General features: G+C 70.3%; 14 protein-coding genes and 2 rRNA genes (1 of these 16 only partly in view). 4 read left to right on the top strand and 12 right to left on the bottom strand.

Features of this window, described 5'->3' with window-relative positions; all coding sequences use genetic code 11:
• Positions 1 to 213: 213 nt before the first annotated feature.
• Complete coding sequence (locus K1T34_RS50905) at positions 214 to 972, top strand: class I SAM-dependent methyltransferase (protein ID WP_220241930.1); 759 nt, start codon at positions 214 to 216, stop codon at positions 970 to 972.
• Positions 973 to 990: 18 nt separating this feature from the next.
• On the opposite strand, the gene sigJ is transcribed toward K1T34_RS50905, so the two are convergent.
• The gene (gene sigJ, locus K1T34_RS50910) at positions 991 to 1,899 is read right to left on the bottom strand and encodes an RNA polymerase sigma factor SigJ (protein ID WP_220241931.1); all 909 of its coding nucleotides are present in this window, start codon (positions 1,897 to 1,899) and stop codon (positions 991 to 993) included.
• 145 nt (positions 1,900 to 2,044) lie between these two features.
• On the opposite strand from sigJ, the gene K1T34_RS50915 reads away from it, so the two are divergent.
• From K1T34_RS50915 to K1T34_RS50925, 3 genes are all read left to right on the top strand, one after another.
• On the top strand, positions 2,045 to 2,668 hold the full coding sequence (locus K1T34_RS50915; protein WP_220241932.1) for an LUD domain-containing protein: 624 nt from the start codon (positions 2,045 to 2,047) through the stop codon (positions 2,666 to 2,668).
• A 139-nt stretch (positions 2,669 to 2,807) separates the two neighbouring features.
• Positions 2,808 to 4,085 (top strand): alginate lyase family protein, encoded by a 1,278-nt coding sequence (locus K1T34_RS50920; protein ID WP_220241933.1) that lies wholly within the window; start codon positions 2,808 to 2,810, stop codon positions 4,083 to 4,085.
• Positions 4,086 to 4,295: 210 nt separating this feature from the next.
• Positions 4,296 to 6,215, top strand: coding sequence for a glycosyl hydrolase family 18 protein (locus K1T34_RS50925; protein ID WP_220241934.1), 1,920 nt, complete (start codon positions 4,296 to 4,298; stop codon positions 6,213 to 6,215).
• Positions 6,216 to 6,286: 71 nt separating this feature from the next.
• Here the strand turns inward: K1T34_RS50925 and K1T34_RS50930 are convergent, their stop codons facing one another.
• The 11 genes from K1T34_RS50930 to K1T34_RS50980 all read right to left on the bottom strand — a co-directional run.
• Positions 6,287 to 7,237: a copper transporter gene (locus tag K1T34_RS50930; RefSeq protein WP_220241935.1), complete on the bottom strand. Its 951-nt coding sequence runs from the start codon at positions 7,235 to 7,237 to the stop codon at positions 6,287 to 6,289.
• On the bottom strand, positions 7,234 to 8,418 hold the full coding sequence (steA, locus tag K1T34_RS50935) for a putative cytokinetic ring protein SteA (protein WP_220241936.1): 1,185 nt from the start codon (positions 8,416 to 8,418) through the stop codon (positions 7,234 to 7,236). The genes K1T34_RS50930 and steA overlap by 4 nt, the downstream gene beginning before the upstream one ends.
• Positions 8,419 to 8,514: 96 nt before the next feature.
• Complete coding sequence (locus K1T34_RS50940; RefSeq protein ID WP_220241937.1) at positions 8,515 to 9,660, bottom strand: DUF1266 domain-containing protein; 1,146 nt, start codon at positions 9,658 to 9,660, stop codon at positions 8,515 to 8,517.
• Between the two features lie 9 nt (positions 9,661 to 9,669).
• Positions 9,670 to 11,451, bottom strand: coding sequence for a DNA repair protein RecN (gene recN / locus K1T34_RS50945; protein WP_220241938.1), 1,782 nt, complete (start codon positions 11,449 to 11,451; stop codon positions 9,670 to 9,672).
• A 182-nt stretch (positions 11,452 to 11,633) separates the two neighbouring features.
• Positions 11,634 to 12,560 carry an NAD kinase gene (locus K1T34_RS50950; RefSeq protein ID WP_220241939.1) on the bottom strand — a complete coding sequence of 309 codons (927 nt, stop codon included), beginning with the start codon at positions 12,558 to 12,560 and terminating at the stop codon, positions 11,634 to 11,636.
• Complete coding sequence (locus tag K1T34_RS50955; protein WP_220241940.1) at positions 12,557 to 13,402, bottom strand: TlyA family RNA methyltransferase; 846 nt, start codon at positions 13,400 to 13,402, stop codon at positions 12,557 to 12,559. The genes K1T34_RS50950 and K1T34_RS50955 overlap by 4 nt, the downstream gene beginning before the upstream one ends.
• A 5-nt stretch (positions 13,403 to 13,407) precedes the next feature.
• Positions 13,408 to 13,614, bottom strand: coding sequence for a hypothetical protein (locus K1T34_RS50960; RefSeq protein WP_220241941.1), 207 nt, complete (start codon positions 13,612 to 13,614; stop codon positions 13,408 to 13,410).
• A 16-nt stretch (positions 13,615 to 13,630) separates the two neighbouring features.
• Entirely contained in the window at positions 13,631 to 14,617 is a 987-nt protein-coding gene (locus K1T34_RS50965) for an HAD-IIA family hydrolase (RefSeq protein ID WP_220241942.1), read from the bottom strand.
• Entirely contained in the window at positions 14,610 to 17,582 is a 2,973-nt protein-coding gene (locus tag K1T34_RS54400) for a hypothetical protein (RefSeq protein ID WP_255638176.1), read from the bottom strand. The genes K1T34_RS50965 and K1T34_RS54400 overlap by 8 nt, the downstream gene beginning before the upstream one ends.
• A 194-nt stretch (positions 17,583 to 17,776) precedes the next feature.
• A 5S ribosomal RNA gene (gene rrf, locus K1T34_RS50975) occupies positions 17,777 to 17,893 on the bottom strand.
• A gap of 56 nt (positions 17,894 to 17,949) precedes the next feature.
• Positions 17,950 to 19,864 (bottom strand): 23S ribosomal RNA (locus tag K1T34_RS50980) (it continues 1,201 nt past the right edge of the window).

Consider the following 19,864-nt stretch of genomic DNA (forward strand, 5'->3'; position numbering starts at 1 on the left):
TGCGACCACATTTGCCGCACTGCCTGTGAAGCAGCCATGAAGTGGCTGAGAACCCGCTTTACCGCTGGAAAACGGGCGTAGCGAAGATCACGCCCGTCCACGGACCGGGATCACGGCCGCACCACAGTGGTACATACCACTCAAGCCCTGCGCGCCTGAGGTCCCGAAAAGTGAGTGCGGAGCGGGCGACGGCAGGCGTAGCGTCCGACGGCCATGGGCGATCGAGACGATCCGGCCGACGGCTGGTTCCCGGAGAGTGTGGCCGCGGGGTACGACGATCCGGGTGGCGCGAACGCGCCTGAAGTGGTGACACCCGCGGTGGATGTCCTCGAGGAGCTGGCCGACGGCGCCGTGCTCGAATTCGCCGTCGGGACCGGGCGGATCGCCGCCCCGCTGGCCGCGCGCGGCGTACGAGTCAGCGGCATCGAGCTGAGCCGGGCCATGGCGGCGCGGATCGCGAGCAAGCCGGGCGGCGACGCGGTCGCCGTCACGATCGGCGACATGACGTCGGCGCGGGTGGCCGGTGAGTTCTCGCTGGTTTGCCTGGTGTTCAACACGATCGGCAACGTGACCACACAGGACGCGCAGGTCGACGTGTTCCGGAACGCGGCCGCGCATCTGCGGCCGGGCGGGCTGTTCCTCGTCGAGGTGGGACTGCCGGATCTGCGCCGCCTGCCGCCCGGGCAGGACACCGTCCCGTTCGCGGTGGCGCTCGACCACGAAGGCGCCGGCTACGTGGGGTTCGACCAGTACGACGTCGTGACCCAGGAGTTCACCTCGAACCACCTCACCGTGTCACCGGACGGAACGGGGCGGTTTCGCCGCATCCCCTTCCGGTACGTCTGGCCGGCCGAGCTGGACCTCATGGCCCGCATCGCCGAGATGAAACCGAAGTACCGCTGGGCGGACTGGGATCGTTCGGAGCTCACGGCCGGCAGCACCAAGCACGTATCGGTCTGGGAGAAGGGCTGAAGCGCTCCCCGCCGGGCCTCAGTCCGTCAGCCAGGGCCGGAGTTTCTCGGGGTTGCGGATCACCCAGATGTGCTTGATCCGATCGTCCGCGACGTCGAACGCGTACACCGTCTGCGTGGTTCCGTCCCGCTGGGCCACGAGACCGGGCTGACCGTTGACCGTGCGTTCCGCCAGCGTCGTGGTCCCGAGCGCGCGGTGGGCGAGCTCGATCCAGGCCCGCGCGATCTGCTCGGCGCCTTCGATGGGGTGCAGGAAGGTCAGGGCGCGTCCGCCACCGTCGGCGATCGCCGTCGCCTCGGGATCGAGCACGCCGATCAGCGCGGTGATGTCCTTCGCTTCCCACGCCTGCTTGAAGTCCCTGACGACGCTCGCGTGCCGGGCCGCCGGGCTCGCGGGTGCCTGCGCCGCGCGGACGCGGCGGCGGGCCGAGGAAGCCAGCTGCCGGCAGGCCGCCGGCGTACGGCCGACGATCCCGGCCACTTCGGGGAACGAGTAGCGGAACACGTCGTGCAGGATGAACGCCACGCGCTCGGCCGGGGTCATCGACTCGAGCACGACGAGGAAGGCCATGCCGACCGACTCGTCGAGGGTGACCCGATCGGCCGGGTCGGCGCTACCGGCTCGGCCGGGCCACTCCGTGGGCCCGGGCAGCGGCTCGGGGATCCATTCGCCCACGTAGGTCTCCCGCCGGGCCCGCGCCGAGCCGAGCAGGTTGAGGCAGATGCGGCTGGCGACCGTCGTCAGCCACGCGCCGGGAGACTCGACGGCGTCCTGCTGCTCCCGCGACAGCGCGTACCAGCGGGCATAGGTCTCCTGCACGGCGTCCTCGGCCTCGGCCAGGGAGCCGAGCAGCCGGTAGGCGAGGTTGGTCAGGTGCCGGCGCTCGCTCATGATCGCGCTCAGGCCCGGCTCGGGTGGGGTGGTCATCGTGGCGGCGGCTCCCTCGGTCTCGTGCTGCCCTCAGCAGTACGACACGACAGCGCTCCGAAGTGTGAGGCCGGCGCGCCGCCTCACACTTCGGGGACGTGTGTTGTCGAGCTGGTGACACTCTCGACCGCCACCAGGAGACACCATGACCACCTCGGCTCCGTCGTTCACCGCCCCGGCTTCCGCGCAGCGCCTGCAACGCGCGGCCACCGCGCTGACGGCCCACGGCTTCATCGTCGAGATCCTCGACGACGTCGCCGCCGCCCGCACCCGCATGACCGAGCTGATCCCCGAGGGCGCCAGCGTACTCACCGCGGCCAGCGAAACGCTGCGGTTGTCCGGCATCGACGACGACCTCAACTCCAGCGGGCGGTACGAGGCGATCAAGCCCCGAACCCTGGCCATGGACCGCGTCACCGAAGCCGACGACATCCGCCGGCTGCGCGCCAGCCCCGACTTCCTCGTGGGCAGCGCCGCCGCCGTCACCGAAACCGGCTCGCTCGTGATCGCCTCCGGCAGCGGCAGCCAGCTGCCCGCGTCGTCCGGCGGCGCCGCCCGCGCGATCTGGATCGTCGGGGCGCAGAAGGTCGTGCCCGACCTGGACGCCGCCCTGCGCCGCGTCGAAGACCACTGCCTCCCGCTGGAAAGCGAGCGCGCCCTCGCGGCCTACGGCTGGCCCAGCGCCGTCAACCGGCTGCTGGTCCTCAACGCGGAACCCTTCCCGGGCCGCGGCATCGTCGTGTTACTCCGCGAAGCCATCGGGTTCTGAGGCGCAGCTGGGCCGCCGGCGCCGGTGCTCGATTGACAGGGCGCCGGATGGCCCCGCACAATTCGCGTCGCCACAGCCGCACCGCCGCCCGGTTGCCGTGGGGATCCCTGGCGTCCCCGGTAGTTCGAAGGGCGAAACAGTGCGAAGGCAGTTACGCGTTCTCGGCGCGACCGTGCTCACCGCGGTCCTCGCGGTGGTCCCGCTGAACGGCACGACGGCGGCAGCGCAGCCGGTGCCGCACACGATCGTGACGGACGGCAAGAAGCTGGCGCAGATCCGCGCCGAGTTGCACAGCGGGCACGCCACCGCGGCGCAAAAAGCCGCGCTGAAGACGTTGCTGGGCAAGGCCGACGAGGCGCTGACCGCCGGTCCGTGGTCGGTCATGGACAAGCCCACCACCCCGCCGAGCGGCGACAAGCACGACTACCAGAGCCAGGCGCCCTACCAGTGGGCCAGTCAGCCGAAGACGCCGGACAACCCGCAGGGCTGCCCGTACGTGAACCGCGACGGCGAGCGCAACCCGGAGGCAGACGCGATCACCGACCACACCTACCGCATGGTGGCGTGGGACGCGATCTACTACCTCAGCACGGCCTGGTACTACACCGGCGACGCGAAGTACGCCCAACGCGCCGACCTCGACATCCGCACGTGGTTCCTCGACCCGGCGACGCGGATGAACCCGAACATGACCTACTCGCAGATCGTGCCGTGCAAGAACACGATCAGCGGCACGGGGATCATCGACTCCACGCAGTCGTTCAGCCAGCTGCTCGACGCGTTCGCGCTGCTCGACTCCGGCGCGCCCGGCTGGACCGGCCACGACCGCTCGGCGATCCGCGTGTGGCTCGGCCAGTACCTCACCTGGATGCAGACCAGCCCGCAGGCGAAGCTGGAGCTGGCCGCGACCAACAACCACGGCACGTTCCTCGACATGCAGAACGCCACCATCGCCGCCTACCTCGGCAAGACGGACCAGGCGCGCAAGATCGTGACCGACGCGCTGCACAAGCGGTTCCCGGTGCAGTTCGACGCCGACGGCAACCAGCCGCTCGAGCTCACGCGCACGATCTCGTGGCACTACGTGAACTTCAACCTCACAGCGTGGGGCCGGATGGCGGAGGTCGGGCACACCCTCGGCGTCGACGTGTGGGGCTACCGCGCGGACAACGGCGTGACGCTGCGCAAGGTCGTCGACCGGCTCATCCCGGCGGCGCTGCACGGCGTGCCGTCGTGGCCGTACCCGCAGATCGCCCCGCTGGACCAGTCGATCGCCGCGGACATCTTCCACGCGGCGGCCGAGGAGGCCCACGACACCGACGCGGCGAAGGCGCTCAAGCAGATGCCGCTGCCCGCCGGCGGGGACACGTGGCCGGTGCGCGTCACGTGTTTCCCGCTCGACCCGCCGCTCAAGTGACGGGCCGACCTTCGGCGGGCTTTTCCGGACGAAACACCCGATAGCGCCCACAGTCCGAAATTGGTCTAGTCCAAAGTATTGACTCTCCCTGTGCACTGGTTCACATTCAGCAACGGGCCGGTACCGCTCAGGCAGTGATCCACACGTCGCGTCGGTCCTCCGCGCACTCCCCGGGCGCGGAGGACCGTTCGCCTGCGCGAGGGAGAACCCATGCAGCACAAGGTATCCAGAAGAGCCGCGTGGCTTTCGGCCGCCGCGGCGGCCGTGGTCGTCGGCGGTCTCACGACATTGGCCGGCCCGGCCGCCGAAGGCGCGGCCGTCGCACCCGCTGCGAGCCAGCAGGCCGCCGCCTCGGGCGGTCTGCGCGTCGCCTACTACGACCAGTGGAGCATCTACCAGAACGCCTATTACCCCAAGAACGTCGACGCCCTCGCGGGCAACCTCGACTACCTGATCTACGACTTCGAGAACATCGACCCGGCGAACCTCACCTGCTTCGAGGCCACGAAGGCGAGCGACCCCGACCCCGCCGGCGAGAACAACCCGAACGCGGGCGACGGAGCGGGCGACGCCTTCGCCGACTACCAGAAGTCCTTCGGCTCGGACATCAGCGTGGACGGCACGGCCGACGCGTTCGGCATGCCGATCGTCGGCAACTTCCACCAGCTGCAGGAGCTCAAGGCGCGCCACCCGAACCTCAAGGTGGTGCTCTCGCTGGGCGGCTGGACGTACTCGAAGTACTTCTCCGACGTGGCGGCCACCGACGCGTCGCGCAAGAAGTTCGTGAGCTCGTGCATCGACATGTTCATCAAGGGCAACCTGCCCTCGCAGGACGGCTACGGCGGCCCCGGCACCGCGGCCGGCATCTTCGACGGCTTCGACATCGACTGGGAGTACCCCGGTTCGAACACCGGCCACCTCGGCAACCACGTGAGCACAGGTGACACGGCCAACTTCACCGCCCTGCTCAAGGAGTTCCGCACCGAGCTCGACGCGTTGGGCGGCAAGCACTACTCCGTCTCCGCCGCGCTGCCGGGTGGGCAGGACAAGATCGCGAAGCTGCAGACCGACAAAATCGGCCAGTACATGGACTTCGCCGACGCGATGACGTACGACATGCACGGCGCGTGGGACGCGACCGGGCCGACGAACTTCCAGGACCCGCTCTACGGTTCGCCCAACGACCCCTCGGGCACGATCCCGCCCGGCACCGAGAAGTACACGACCGACTCGGTGATCAAGGCGTACACCCAGGGCTCGCCCGCGTACGGCATCCCCGGCGGCTTCCCGGCGAACAAGCTCACGCTCGGCATCCCGTTCTACTACCGCGGCTGGACGGGTGTGCCCGCCGGTTCGAACCACGGGCTGTATCAGTCGGCATCCGGGCCCTCGGCCGGGAAGACGTTGAGCGGCAACGTGCCCGGCATCGCGATGTACAAGGAACTGAGCGGGATCGTCGACAACCCGGCGGACACGTACTACGACCCGACCACGCAGTCGGCGTGGTTCTACGACGGTACGAACTTCTACGGCGGCTCGTCGGCGCAGTCCATCAAGGCCCGCACCGACTACATCCACTGCAACAACCTGGCCGGCGCGATGATGTTCTCGCTCTACGACCTCGATCCCAACGCGACGCTGTTCCACGACGTCGTCAACGGGCTGGCGAGCTCCACGGCCGGCTGCGGCACCACGCCGCCGACCACACCCACCACCCCGACGAACCCCACCACGCCGACGACCCCGACCACTCCGACGTCTCCGCCCACGACCCCGACCACCCCGGGCGGCGGCTCGTGCGCAGCGGCGGCGTGGAGCGCGACGCAGGCGTACACCGGCGGTGCGGTCGTCTCGTACAACGGGCACCAGTGGACGGCCAAGTGGTGGACGCAGGGCGACACCCCCGGCGGCAGCCAGAACGTGTGGACCGACAACGGCGTCTGCTCCGAGGGCGGTAGCCCGACGTCGTCGCCGGGCGGCACCTGCCCGGCCGCGTGGAGCGCCACGCAGGCCTACAGCGGCGGCGCGGTCGTGTCCTACAACGGGCACAAGTGGGCCGCGAAGTGGTGGACCCAGGGCGACACCCCCGGCGGCAGCCAGGGCGTCTGGGCCGACAACGGCTCCTGCTGAGCGCAAATCGGCGGCGGGTCGGGATCTCTCACCCTCCAAGAGATCCCGGCCCGCCGCCGACGTGCGTGGTGCTAGTTCCCGGCCGAAGACCCGACGCCCGGCGCGGGAGCCTGGGCGTTGCCGCCGGTGCCGTAACGGCCGGAGCCGCCGTCGAGCTGCTCACGCAGGGCCAGCAGCGTCGCGACGCGGCCGGCGGCGGAGTCGACGTTGTCCACAGTGGACAGGATGGATGTCGCGGAGGTGTCCGCCCGCACCACACCGATCGGGCCGGAGCCGTCGGCCGAACCCGGATCGCCGGCGAGCACCGTGCCCGCGCCCGAGCGGTCGAGCTGCGTCGCGAACCGCGCGATCGTGGCCGCGCGGTCGCCCGCGCCCTCGCCCGTCTGTTGCGAGCCGGTGAGCACGATCGCCAGCTGTGCCGGCTGCACGCCCTGGCTGGGCTTCACGAAACCGCCGTCGGTGAGGCCGCCGAGCGCGGCGGCCAGCTCGTCGCCCGTGGACTGCGGCTTCGCCGTGGACTTGTCCAGCAGCAGCACCGAACCGAGCAGCGCGCCGGCGAGCGTGCCGGAGTCACCCGCGGTCGGGAACTGCGAGCCGGCCGGCTGCAGGCGCGTGACGACGTCGCGCAGCTGGTCGGCCTTCTCCGGGTCGGTGAAGGAATCCGTGAGCTGCAGCTCCCCCGTGACCGAGGCGCCGGACTGCTGCACGAGCTGCTTGATCGCGTCGCGGTCGGCCGGGCGCGCGTCCTCGGTGGTCACGAGCACCACCGTGCGCTTGTCGAGCGTGCCGGCCACGACCTTCGGGCCCATCGACCCGGCGAACGCGTCGGAGTCGGCCAGGCGCGCGTTGAGCGCGTTGCGCTGCGCTTCGAGGTCGGAGACCTGCGTGCCGAGGTCCTTCTTCTGGTCCGACAGGCCCGAGAGCAGCGAGCCGTTGAGCGCGGTGGAGCCCAGGACCACGCCGACGGCCAGCGCGAGGAAGCACGCCGTGATGGAAACGATGTGGTACCGCAGAGAAATCACGTGAAGAGCCCCTTCACCCAGGTGGTGAACGTGGTCCAGGTGTGCTGGATCCAGTCCAGGTAGACGGAGCCGACGTCGGAGACCAGCAGCGCGGCGACCACCACGACGACGGCGGCGAGGACGAGCAGCGCGACGGCGCCCAAGGACACCCGGCTGCGGTGCAGTGTCGCGACGGCCTTGCCGTCGACCAGCTTCGTGCCCAGCTTGAGCCGGGTGAGGAACGTCGACGGGTTCGAGCCCGACCGGCCGTGGTCGAGGAACTCCCGCAGTGTGGCCTGGAACCCGACGGTGACCACGAGGCTCGCGCCGTGGGCGTCGGCCAGCAGCAGCGCGAGGTCCTCGGAGTTGCCCGACGCGGGGAACGTGACCGCGCCGATGCCCAGGTCCTGGATGCGCTCGACACCGGGCGCGTGTCCGTCGGGCTGCGCGGGCACCACGACCTCGGCGCCGCTGCGCAGGGTCGCGGTGCCGATGCCGGTCGGGTCGCCCACGATCACGTCGGGCGTGTAGCCCTGCGCGCGCAGCGTGTCGGCCCCCGCGTCGACGCCGACGACCACCGGCCGGTGCTCCCCGATGTACTTCTTGAGCCGCTTGAGGTCTTCGGCGTGGCCGTTGCCGCCCGCGACCACCAGCACGTGGCGGTCGCGCATCGGCAGCCGCAGCTCGGGCACGCCGACCCCGTCGAGGATCAGCGTGCGCTCGCGGCGGAGGAACTCGATGGTGTTGGCCGAGAACGCCTCCAGCTGCGTCGACATCCCGGCCTTGGCCTCGATCATCTGGTCGGCGACGCTCTCGGGCGTCTGCTCGTCGCCGGAGGCGATCTGCCGCTCCCCGATGTAGATGCCGCCCTCATGCACGCGGAGCTTCGTGCCGTCCTTGACCGTGCGCAGCAGCTCGCCGCCGACCGAGTCGACGAGCGGGATGCCCGCGGCCAGCAAGATCTCCGGGCCCAGGTTCGGGAACCGGCCGGAGATCGACGGCGACGCGTTCACCACGGCGGCGACCTCGGCCTCCACCAGCGCGTCGGCCGTCGCGCGGTCGAGGTCGAGCTGGTCGAGCACCGCCACGTCGCCGGCGCTGACGCGGCGCAGCAACTCCCGGGTGCGGCGGTCGACCCGCGCGACGCCGGTGATGCCGGGGAGGGCTTCGTGGTTTCGCGCGAGCAGACCGGTGAGCTTCATGTGGCTGATGGTGACAAATTTGTGGGTGGGACGAGCGCCGACGCGCCGAAGGGGACGTGACTCATTGTGGTGAGCGGTGTCGCCGTGAGCGTCCGTTCAGGGTTGGATGGTGGGTTCCGCCGCGGCGAACGAGAGGTTCAGCCAAGGACTGGCGGGATCTTGAAGCAGCAGGTGATGGACTCGCACGGCCGAGGTGTACTCCTCGCCGAACTCCTCCTCGTCCAGCGCGAGGGCCCGGCCCATGACGTAGCTCGCGGACAGCTCGGCCCATGACTCGTGGTAGCGACGCGCCACCGCGCCGGCCTCGAGCACCATCAGCTCGGCCGTGAGCGGATCGCAGTGACCGACTGCCAGACCCCACCGCGCCATCGCCACCGCACGGGCGACGTCCCACCCGATCGTGGTGCCGACGACGCCGGTGGGTGGCAGCAATCCGTCGGCTCGGAAGCGCTGTTCGTACCGCACGACGCGACGCAGGACGTCGGTGAGCGCGGGCGCCTGGTCCCGCGCGCCGTTGTCCGCGCACCAGCGCGCCACGAGCTCGGCCCAGGACCACGGATCGAGCCCCGCGCCGTAGCGGGCGCGCAGCACGAGGACGAGGTTGCCGGGCGTGAGCGTGTAGCCGGGGCCGACGAGGTCGTTCATCGCGGCGCGCCAGCCGGCCGCGTCGGACACGCCCCACCAGTCGCGCAGGCCGCGGACCTCGGCGACGTAGTCGTGGTAGCGCGCGTCGAGCACGTTCCACGGCTCGGCGGTGAGCACGGCCTGGTGCGCGCCGCACGCGAGCGCGTGGGCCAGCGAGCCCTCGAAGTGCCCGTAGCGCGCGGTGTTGAGCCGCTCGACCTGCTGCTCGACCGCCGTGACGCGGTGCGGGTTCGCGTCGAGCCACGGCAGCACAGCCGAACCTGGCACGCGCCACTCGCCGAGGGTGCCGGCGTTGAACACCACCTGCTCGTCGGCGTCGACCCCGTGCAGGGCCCAGTCGAGGTCGCCGCTGAGGAATACCACGTCGACGCCGAGGTCGGGCAGGGCGCCGCGCGTGAACAACCGCAGCGAACGGTCGCGGCAGCAGGCTTTGGCCGACGACCAGCCCTGCTCGCTCGCGAGTTTTTCCGCGTCTTCCCGGAGCATCGGCACGAACAGCTCTTCGTCGCCGAGCAGCCCGAGGAACCGGTCGAGATCGCCGTCGCGCCGAGCCCGGGCGAGCTCCGCCTCGACGTCGGCCACCGCGGCCCAGATCATGGCGTGTGGTCAGCCCTTCTTGGCGCGCTTGCGTTTCGGCTCGGCGGCGGCCTTGTCCTTCTCCGCCACGGCGAGCAGCTCCTCGGCGTGGGCGCGGCCGGTCTCCGTGCCGTCCATGCCGGCGAGCATGCGGGCCAGCTCCTTCACGCGGTCGGGCTGCTTCAGCGTCTTCACGCCGCTTCGCGTGACGCCGCCGCTGGTGCCCTTGTCCACCACCAGGTGCTGGTCGGCGAAGGCCGCGACCTGCGGCAGGTGCGTCACCACGAGCACCTGGTGCGTGCGCGCGAGCCGGGAGAGCCGGCGGCCGATCTCGACCGCCGCGCGCCCGCCGACGCCGGCGTCGACCTCGTCGAACACCAGCGTCTGCACGGTGTCGGCGTGAGCGAGGACCACCTCGATGGCCAGCATCACGCGCGAGAGCTCACCGCCGGAGGCGGCCTTGTGCACCGGCAGCGGCGGCGCGCCGTTGTGGGCGCGCAGGAGCAGCTCGACCTCGTCGATGCCGTCCGATCCGGCGTGGACGGCGTGGCCGTCGATCGCGAGCGCCTGGCGGTCGCCGTGCTCGGCGGGCTTCTGCTCGACGGTGATCTCCAGCTCCGCCTGCCCCATCGCGAGACCGGAGAGCTCCTTGGTGATCGCCGACGCCAGCTCGGCCGCGGCCTTGCCGCGCGCCGCCGACACGGCGGTGGCGTGGTCGCCCAGCTTCACGGCGAGCTCGTCGCGGCGGCGGGCCAGCTCGGCGAGCGCCTCCTCGGAGGTGTCCATCGACTCGAGCCGGCGGCGGGCGTCGTCGGCCCAGACCAGCACTCCGTCGACGTCGGCCGCGTACTTGCGCGTGAGCCGCTTGAGGTCGGCCTGGCGCGCCAGCACCTTCTCCAGCAGCGCCGGGTCGGCGTCGAGGCCCTCGATGTACCCGCCCAGCTCCGCGCCGACGTCGGTGAGCAGCATCGAAGCTTCTTCCAGCCGCGGCACGAGCTCCCGCAGCGCCGAGTCCTCGGCCGAGGCCAGGCGTCGCAAGGCTTCGCCGACGAGGCCGAGCGCACCGGGCGCGTCGGGGTCGCCGTCCTGCGAACCCGAGACCGCGACGTGCGCTTCGGTCGCCGAAGCGCGCAGCTCGTCGACGGCCATCAGCCGCTTGATCTGCTCGGTGAGCTCCACGTCCTCGCCCGGCTCGGGCGCGACGGCGTCGATCTCGGTGAGACCGTGCTTGAGCAGGTCGGCCTGCTGCGCCATCTCGCGCGAACGGGTGGAGCGCTCGGTGAGCTCGCCGATCACGGCCAGCCACTCCTCGCGCACCTCGCGGTAGGCGGTGAGCGGCTCGCCGACCGCGGGGCCCGCGAACCGGTCGATCACCGCGCGCTGCTCGCTCGGGCGCAGCAGCCGCAGCTGGTCGTTCTGCCCGTGCACGGCGATCACCTGCTCGGACAGGTCCGCCAGCACGCCGACCGGCACGGACCGGCCGCCCAGGTGGGCTCTCGACCGGCCGTCGACGGCCACCGTGCGCAGCGCGATCACGCTGCCGTCCTCGTCGATGTCCGCGCCCGCGTCGGTGACGATGCGGCTCGCGGCGTCGGCCTTGTCGAGGGTGAAGCGCCCTTCGACGAAGGCCTTGAGCATTCCGTTCCGGACCTTGGACGCTTCGGCCCGCCCACCGGAGAGCAGGTGCAGCCCGGTCACGACCATGGTCTTCCCGGCGCCCGTCTCACCGGTCACAACGGTGAAACCCGGGTGCAGTTCCAGCAGGGCGTCCTCGATGACTCCGAGGCCCTGGATGCGCATCTCGGCCAGCACGACGCCTACGGTAGCCGCCCCCACCGACCTTCCGTGCGCTCGACCGGTGCTAAATGTTCTTTTCGCTGGTCGAACACCTGTGCGGACGGTTCGGCCCGGGCGTGTCACGGGTCACCTCGCGCACACCCTGCGTTGCGAAGGAGAGCGCCGCACGTCGTCGATCACCGCACGCCAGCACCCGCTCAGACCGAGCGGCCGCCGGTGCGCCGTTCGCGCCAGCTGCGCACCGGCAGGCCGAACTTGTGCACCAGCCGGTCGGTGAACACGCCTTCCCACAGCCGCACGAGCCGCACCGGCCGGCGGCCGCAGACGACGCGCACGAGCGAGCCCGGCGGCATGTCGAAGCTGCGCAGCCCGTCGCAGGTCAGGACGGCGCTATGGCCCGAGGGGTCGATGCCGACGGTGATCACGGAGTCGGGCGAGACCACGAGCGGACGCGCGAACAGGGCGTGGGCGTTGCTGGGCACCACGAGCAGCGCCTCGACGTCAGGCCACATGATCGGGCCGCCGGCGGAGAAGGCGTACGCGGTGGAGCCGGTCGGCGTCGCGCACAGCACGCCGTCGCAGCCGAAGGACGAGACCGGGCGGCCGTCGACCTCGATCAGCGCGTCGAGCACGCGCTCGCGCGAGAACTTCTCCACGCTGGCCTCGTTGAGGGCCCACGTGCGGTAGAGCTCGACGCCACCGTGGGTGACGGTGACGTCGATCGTCATCCGGTCCTCGACCTGGTACTCGCGGTCGACCACGCGCTGCACGGCGTCGGCGAGCGCGTCGGAGTCGGCCTCGGCCAGGAAACCGACGCGGCCCAGGTTCACCCCGAGCACCGGCACGCCCGCGGGCCGCGCGAGCTCGGCCGCGCGCAGCAGCGTGCCGTCGCCGCCGAGCACGAACACGAGCTCCGCTCCGCGCGCGGGGTCGTCCTGCGGCGCCACGACGGTGCAGGGCATGTCCATACAGCCGTCGGGGTCGATGAGCTGACGCACCTCTTCGTCGGTCACGCGCAGCCGGATCCCGGCCTTCGTGAACCGCGCTGACACCTCGCGTGCGGCCTCCCGCGTGTGGTCCCGGTCCGGGTGCGCCACGAGAAGCACTTCACGTTCGCTGGTCACTGGGGTCCTTCCTGGACGGCGGCCCGCACGAGCCGCTCGACACCGTCCACAGTGCCATCGGCGGCCGCGAGTTCGCCCGGATCTTGATGCCGAAGATCTCGCCGCAGCCACACGAAGTACTCGACGTTGCCGGACGGGCCGGGCAACGGGCTCGCGACGACCCCGCGCAGCGCGAGCCCCAGCTTCGCGGCTTCGGCGATGACGTCGACCACGGACTGCACGCGCAGCTCGGGATCGCGGACCACGCCGCCGCTGCCGAGGCGGTCCTTGCCGACCTCGAACTGCGGTTTGACCATGGGCACGAGGTCGGCGCCTTCGCGCGCGCAGTCGGCGAGCGCGGGCAGCACGAGCTTGAGCGAGATGAAGGACAGGTCGCCGACGACGAGGTCGACCTGGCCGCCGAGCGTCTCCGGCGTCAGGTTGCGCACGTTCGTGCGGTCCAGCACGACCACGCGCTCGTCGGTCCGCAGGCGCCAGTCGAGCAGGCCGCGGCCGACGTCGGCGGCGATCACGGTGGCAGCGCCGTTGCGAAGCAGCACGTCGGTGAACCCGCCGGTGGACGCGCCGGCGTCGAGGCAGCGGCGGCCCTCGACCGTGAGGCCTTCGGGGCCGAACTTCTCCAGCGCGCCCAGGAGTTTGTGCGCGCCGCGCGAGGCCCAGCCGGGGTCGTCCTCGTCCTTCACCACGATGGGCGCGTCGGACTCGACGCCGGTGGCGGGTTTGGTCGCGACCATGCCGCGCACGGAGACTTTGCCGCCGGTGATCAGGGCCGACGCCTGTTCCCGTGAGCGGGCCAGGCCGCGGCGAACCAGCTCCGCGTCGAGGCGGGCCCGTTTGGGCACGCCGGTCAGACCCTGTCGATGCTGGACAGGGCCACGGTGAGCTCGGTGTGCACGGTTTCGAACCGGTCGACGTGCTCGGCGAGCGGCACCGAGTTCAGGTCGTCGATGCCCGCCACGGCTTCCTCGATCCCCGCGCGGGGATCGATCTGCTGCGGGCCAGGTCCGGGTACCGGCGGAGGGCCAGGGACGGGCCGCGGGACGTTCGGGTGCACGAACTCAAACTACCAGTCAGGCCAGCCGCAGCCCGGTCAGCGCCGCCTCGGCCGCGTCGCCTTCGGCACGGACCTCGGTCACGCCGCTCGCCCACGCCGCGTGGCACAGCGCGCGCAGCAGGTCGAGGGCTTCTCCGCTGCCGCGCACGGTCAGCACGTCGCCGGACATGATCTCCCAGCCCGGCCGGGGACCGATCTTGAGGTCCTCGGCGCGCTGAGTGAGAGCGGTCAGGTCGGCGGCCAGGTGCGTCGGCCGTTCGGCGGGGATCGCCGTCAGGAGACCGGCGGGCGTCGCGACGCCGGAGAGCACCGCGAGCACGTCCATGCCCGCGGCGACCGCACCGGCGATGTCGGTGTCGAGCCGGTCGCCCACCACCAGCGGCCGGCTCGAGCCGGCCGACCGTGCGGCCGTCTCGAACAGCAGCGGCTGTGGTTTGCCCGCGACGACCGGTTCGGTGTCGGTGGCCGTGCGCAGCGCCGCGACCATGGAACCGTTGCCCGGCAACAGGCCGCGCTCGGTGGGCAAGGTCGCGTCGACGTTGCACGCGACCCACAGCGCGCCGGCGCGGATCGCCAGCGCCGCCTCGGCTAGGTCGGCCCACGCGGTCTCCGGCGAGTGCCCCTGCACGACGGCCGCGACGTCGTCGTCGACCTTCCGCACGGTGCCCAGCCCGGCCGTTTCAACTTCGGCGGCCAGCGAGTCGGTGCCCACGACCAGCACGCGCGCACCGGCGGGCAGGCGCTCGCCGAGCACCGCGGCAGCAGCCTGGGCGCTCGTGTGCACCTCGTCGACGGTCGCGTCGAGGCCAAGAGCTTCGAGATGCGCCACCACGTCGGCCGGCGCTTTCGACGCGTTGTTCGTGACATACCGGACGGCCGTGCCGTGCTCCCGCACTGCCCCGACCGCCTCCGGCGCGCCCTCGATCACCTGCGAGCCGTGGTACACGGTGCCGTCCAGGTCGAACAGCACCGCGTCGTAGCCCGCGAGGAGCGCGTCACTCATTCGAGAGCTCCGCCGCCCGCTCGGCGGCGTCGGTCTCGTCTTCGTTGTCGGCCTCGGCGGCGTTCAGGAACCAGCGCACGGCCTCGTCCTTGCGCCCGGCCGCCACGAGGTTGTCGGCGTAGGCGTAGAACAGGCGCGCGCTCCACGGGTCCCGCTTGCTGGGCACCAGGTCCGGCCCCTGCAGCGAGACGACCGACGCGTCCATCTGCCCGAGGTCGCGCCGCGCCCCGGCCGCGACGATCGCGAGCTCGACCTGCGTCGCCTTCGAGAGCTTCGCCGTGTCGGTTTCCTTCGCCAGGTCCAGCGCCCGCTCCGGCCGGCCCAGGGCCCGCTCGGAGTCGGCGATGATGGCGATGTGCTCGTCGCTGCGCGTCATGCGCCGCACGGCCCGCAGCTCCGACAGCGCCTCCTGCCAGTTGCCCGCGTGGTAGGCCGCCAGCCCCAGCGCCTCCCGCACGATCGGCACGCGCGACGCCTTGAGCTTCGCGTACTTCGCGTGCTCCAGCGCCGCCTCCGGGTCGACGTCGATCAGCCCGCCCGCCGCGACCAGGTGCTTCCCGACGGTCTCGGCCAGCCCCTTCGGCAACGTCCGCAGCTCACGCCGCACCTCTTCGTCCAGATCGGAGTACTCGATGCCCTCCGGCAGCTCCGGCGCTTCGAGCAGCTCCCTCGCCAGCGCCGCGTCGTCCAGCGCCTCCGCGCCGGCACGCGTGCCGCGCATCGGCCGCTCGTCCCGCCGCGGCCGCGAGTCGCGGCCCCCGCGCGCGTCGCGATCGTCCCGACGGGGCCGGTCGTCTCGACGGCTGTCCCGGCTGTCGCGGTTGTCCCGGCCCTCGCGGAAGTCACGACGGGGACGGTCGCTGCTGCTGCCGCGGTCGCCTCGGTCGTCGCGAGAGGACCGCTCGCCACCGGTTCGGCGGTCGTCACTCGAGCCGTTGTCGCGAGAGGACCCTTCGGCGCGCTCATCGCGCGCCGACACCGCGGTGCCGTCGCCATTGTCTCGGCGGTCCTCGCCCGAGCTGTCACTGCCCGAGTTGCCACTGTCGCGGTCTTCGCGAGCGGACTGCGCGCCACCGTCGCTGTCGTCGCCGCGGTCTTCAGGCGAAGCGTGCTCGCGACCGCTGCGGTCACCCTTGTCGTCGCCCTCGGGCGCGTCGTCTCGGTTGTCCCGAGCGGACCGCTCTCCGTCGCGATCGGCCGAGTCGTCGGCCTGCGACCGGACGACGTCGCGCGAAGCCGGCTCCTCGCGATCGGAGTCGCCGTCATCCGCACGGTCGGCGCGCGGCGCGGCGTCGTCCCCATTCGCGTGGTCGCGTGCGGCGTCGCCGTCGGCGGTCACGTCAGAGCGCTCGCCGCGGCCGCTGTCGCCGGGCTTCGAGAAGTCTTCGCGGTCGGCGGTGTCGCCGGCGACGAAGCCGTCGTCGGTGATGTCGAAGTCGTCGTCGGAGGCAGCGCCGCGGGTGTCGGCGCGGTCGAAGCCGCGGGAGTCGCCCGAGTCGCGGCGGTCGCGGGAGCCGCCGCGGTCGTCCCGGTTGAAGGAGCCACGGTTGTCGCGCGGGCCGTTGTCGCGCGGGCCGTTGTCGCGGCGGTCGGAACCGCGCGGGCCGCCCCGATCGTCACGGCGGTCCGAGCCGCCCCGATAGCCGCCGCGGTCGTCCTTGCGGAAGCCGCTGCCCGAGCTGCGGTCGTCGCGGTCCTTGCGGAAGCCGGAGCCACCACGGTCGTCGCGAGCGCCGCCGCTGCGGAAGCCGCGGTCGTCACGGTCCTTCTGGAAGCCACCCGGCCGGCGGTCGTCGCGCGACCCACCGGTGCGCGGAGCACGGTCGTCGCGGTCGCCCCGGTAACCACCCGAGGTGCCCCGGTTGTCCCTGTCGCCTCGGTAGCCGCCCGAGCCGCCCGAGCCGCCGCGGTCATCGCGGTCGCCCCGGTAGCCGCCGGAACTGCTGCCGCCGCGGTCGTTGCGGAAGCCGGACCCACCGCTGCCGCGGTCGTTGCGGTACCCACCCGAGCTGCCGCCACTGCGGTCGCCACGGAAACCGCCCGCGCCACCGCCACTGCGGAAGCCCGAGCCACCACGATCGTCACGCGACCCAGCCGAGCTGCCGCCGCTGCGGTCGCTACGGAAACCGCCCGAGCCGCCGCCACTGCGGAAGCTGGAGCCGCCACGATCGTCACGGGACCCACCCGAGCTGCTGCCCCGGTAGCCCGAGCCGCCGCGCTCGTCACGCGAGCCCGAACCGCTGCCGCCGCGGTAGCCACCGCGGTCGTCGCGCGACCCACCCGAATTGCCGCCGCGGTAGCCGGAGCCACCGCGGTCGTCACGGAAGCCGGAGCCGCCGCGGTCCTTCCGGAAACCACCGGAATTGCGGTCGTCCCGATCGTTGCGGAAACCGCCACTGCGATTGTCGCGGTCGCCGCGGAAACCGCGGTCGTCGCCACTCGAATCGCGGTTGGGGCGGAACCCACCGGAGCCCCGGTCGTCACGGAAGCCGCCGCGGTTGTCGCGGGGACCGCCGGAGCCACGGGAATCGCGGGAGCCGCCGCCGGAGCGGTTGTCGTCGCGGAAGCCTCCGGTCGAGCCGCTCGAACCGCGGTCCTCCCAGCGACGCCCGGACGCGGACTTGCCCTGCGGCCGGCCGGAGCGGTTGTCGTAGCCGCCGCGCGAGCCGCGGTCGTCAGAGCCCGCGCGCGGGCCGCCGTCGCGGTTGCCGGCGTATCCGCCGCTGCGCTGGTCACGGGGGTTGTCGCCACCCGAGGGGCGGCCCTGGTACCCACCGCCGCGCGCACCGTGGTCGTCCCGCCGGGGGCGTCCCTGGTAGCCGCCGTCACGCCCGCCACGGTCCTGCCGCGCGCCACGCCGGTCTCCCCGGGGCGCGTCCGACCGGTTGCCGCGGGAGCCCTGGTCGCGGCGAGCCGACCGGCCGGACCCATCATCCTCTGAGTCACGTCGACCGAACTCGGACACCTGGCCTCCTGCCATAGAAAAATCTTGTGTTCTCACGGGCCACCCGCTATGGGGGCCGACTGTCCATCCTACGGGGCCGTTCGGAGCACCCCGCGCGCGCATGGCGCTCCGTCACGGGCGCCGCACAGCACGCCACATAGAGATAGGCCCCGGGAGAACCGTGAAGATTCTCGACCGGGGCCTACTCTAAGTAAGTTCGGCGGCGTCCTACTCTCCCACAACCCTTCGGTTGCAGTACCATCGGCGCTACCAGGCTTAGCTTCCGGGTTCGGAATGGGACCGGGCGTTTCCCTGGCGCTATAACCACCGAAACACTATGAAACACGCGTGGTGTTTCAGAACCGTAGAGTGGATGCGTAACATCTTTGTAGGCAAGTCCTCGGCCTATTAGTACCAGTCAACTCAACAACACATTACTGTGCTTCCATTTCTGGCCTATCAACCCAATCGTCTCTTGGGGGCCTTAACCCACATGGGGTGGGATACCTCATCTTGGAACAGGCTTCCCGCTTAGATGCCTTCAGCGGTTATCCCTTCCGAACGTGGCCAACCAGCCATGCCCCTGGCGGGACAACTGGCACACCAGAGGTTCGTCCGTCCCGGTCCTCTCGTACTAGGGACAGCCTTCCTCAAGTATCCTACGCGCGCGGCGGATAGGGACCGAACTGTCTCACGACGTTCTAAACCCAGCTCGCGTGCCGCTTTAATGGGCGAACAGCCCAACCCTTGGGACCTACTCCGGCCCCAGGATGCGACGAGCCGACATCGAGGTGCCAAACCATGCCGTCGATATGGACTCTTGGGCAAGATCAGCCTGTTATCCCCGGGGTACCTTTTATCCGTTGAGCGACACCCCTTCCACCAGGTGGTGCCGGATCACTAGTCCCGACTTTCGTCCCTGCTCGACATGTCTGTCTCACAGTCAAGCTCCCTTGTGCACTTGCACTCAACACCTGATTGCCAACCAGGCTGAGGGAACCTTTGGGCGCCTCCGTTACTCTTTAGGAGGCAACCGCCCCAGTTAAACTACCCATCAGGCACTGTCCCTGAACCAGATCATGGCCCGAGGTTCAGATTCCCAATTCGACCAGAGTGGTATTTCAACATTGACTCCACAGTAACTAGCGTCACCGCTTCACAGTCTCCCACCTATCCTACACAAGCCGAACCGAAAACCAATACCAAACTATAGTAAAGGTCCCGGGGTCTTTCCGTCCTGCCGCGCGTAACGAGCATCTTTACTCGTAGTGCAATTTCGCCGGGCCTGTGGTTGAGACAGCCGGAAAGTCGTTACGCCATTCGTGCAGGTCGGAACTTACCCGACAAGGAATTTCGCTACCTTAGGATGGTTATAGTTACCACCGCCGTTTACTGGCGCTTAAATTCTCAGCTTCACCCCCGAAGGGATTAACCGGTCCTCTTAACGTTCCAGCACCGGGCAGGCGTCAGTCCATATACATCGTCTTGCGACTTCGCATGGACCTGTGTTTTTAGTAAACAGTCGCTTTCCGCTGGTCTCTGCGGCCACCCACCCCTAGTCCGCGAAGGACTTCAAGGTGTTTGGCCCCCCTTCTCCCGAAGTTACGGGGGCATTTTGCCGAGTTCCTTAACCACAGTTCACCCGATCGCCTTGGTATTCTCTACCTGACCACCTGTGTTGGTTTGGGGTACGGGCCGTGCATGCACTCACTAGAGGCTTTTCTCGGCAGCATAGGATCACCCTCTTCGCCTCAAACGGCTACGCATCACGTCTCAGCCTATATGGAACACGGATTTGCCTATGTTCCGGCCTACACGCTTACACCAGGACAACCATCGCCTGGCGGAGCTACCTTCCTGCGTCACCCCATCGCTTGACTACTACAGAATCAGATCCCACGCTCCACAACACAGCTCCATCCGAAGACTTCACCATGCGCTTTGGGTGGTTAGTATCAACTGCCTCATCATGGGCGCACATGCTCGGGTACGGGAATATCAACCCGTTGTCCATCGACTACGCCTGTCGGCCTCGCCTTAGGTCCCGACTTACCCTGGGCGGATTAGCCTGGCCCAGGAACCCTTGGTCATCCGGCGGCAGAGTTTCTCACTCTGCATTCGCTACTCATGCCTGCATTCTCACTCCCACACCCTCCACCGCTAGCTTCCGCCACGGCTTCACTGGATGCAGGACGCTCCCCTACCCATCAACACGACTACACAACGCTCCGAAGAGCGAAGCGGATCTATTGTGTCAATGACACAGCTTCGGCGGTGTGCTTAAGCCCCGCTACATTGTCGGC

It is taken from the genome of Amycolatopsis sp. DSM 110486, assembly GCF_019468465.1.
In the GTDB taxonomy this organism is placed as follows: domain Bacteria; phylum Actinomycetota; class Actinomycetes; order Mycobacteriales; family Pseudonocardiaceae; genus Amycolatopsis.

What these genes read in the sequence shown, in the direction of transcription:
- steA (WP_220241936.1), bottom strand. Translation starts at nt 8,418, where the DNA reads ATGAAGCTCACCGGTCTGCTCGCGCGAAACCACGAAGCCCTCCCCGGC.
- K1T34_RS50905 (WP_220241930.1), top strand. Translation starts at nt 214, where the DNA reads ATGGGCGATCGAGACGATCCGGCCGACGGCTGGTTCCCGGAGAGTGTG.
- K1T34_RS50965 (WP_220241942.1), bottom strand. Translation starts at nt 14,617, where the DNA reads ATGAGTGACGCGCTCCTCGCGGGCTACGACGCGGTGCTGTTCGACCTG.
- sigJ (WP_220241931.1), bottom strand. Translation starts at nt 1,899, where the DNA reads ATGACCACCCCACCCGAGCCGGGCCTGAGCGCGATCATGAGCGAGCGC.
- K1T34_RS50925 (WP_220241934.1), top strand. Translation starts at nt 4,296, where the DNA reads ATGCAGCACAAGGTATCCAGAAGAGCCGCGTGGCTTTCGGCCGCCGCG.
- K1T34_RS50940 (WP_220241937.1), bottom strand. Translation starts at nt 9,660, where the DNA reads ATGATCTGGGCCGCGGTGGCCGACGTCGAGGCGGAGCTCGCCCGGGCT.
- K1T34_RS50915 (WP_220241932.1), top strand. Translation starts at nt 2,045, where the DNA reads ATGACCACCTCGGCTCCGTCGTTCACCGCCCCGGCTTCCGCGCAGCGC.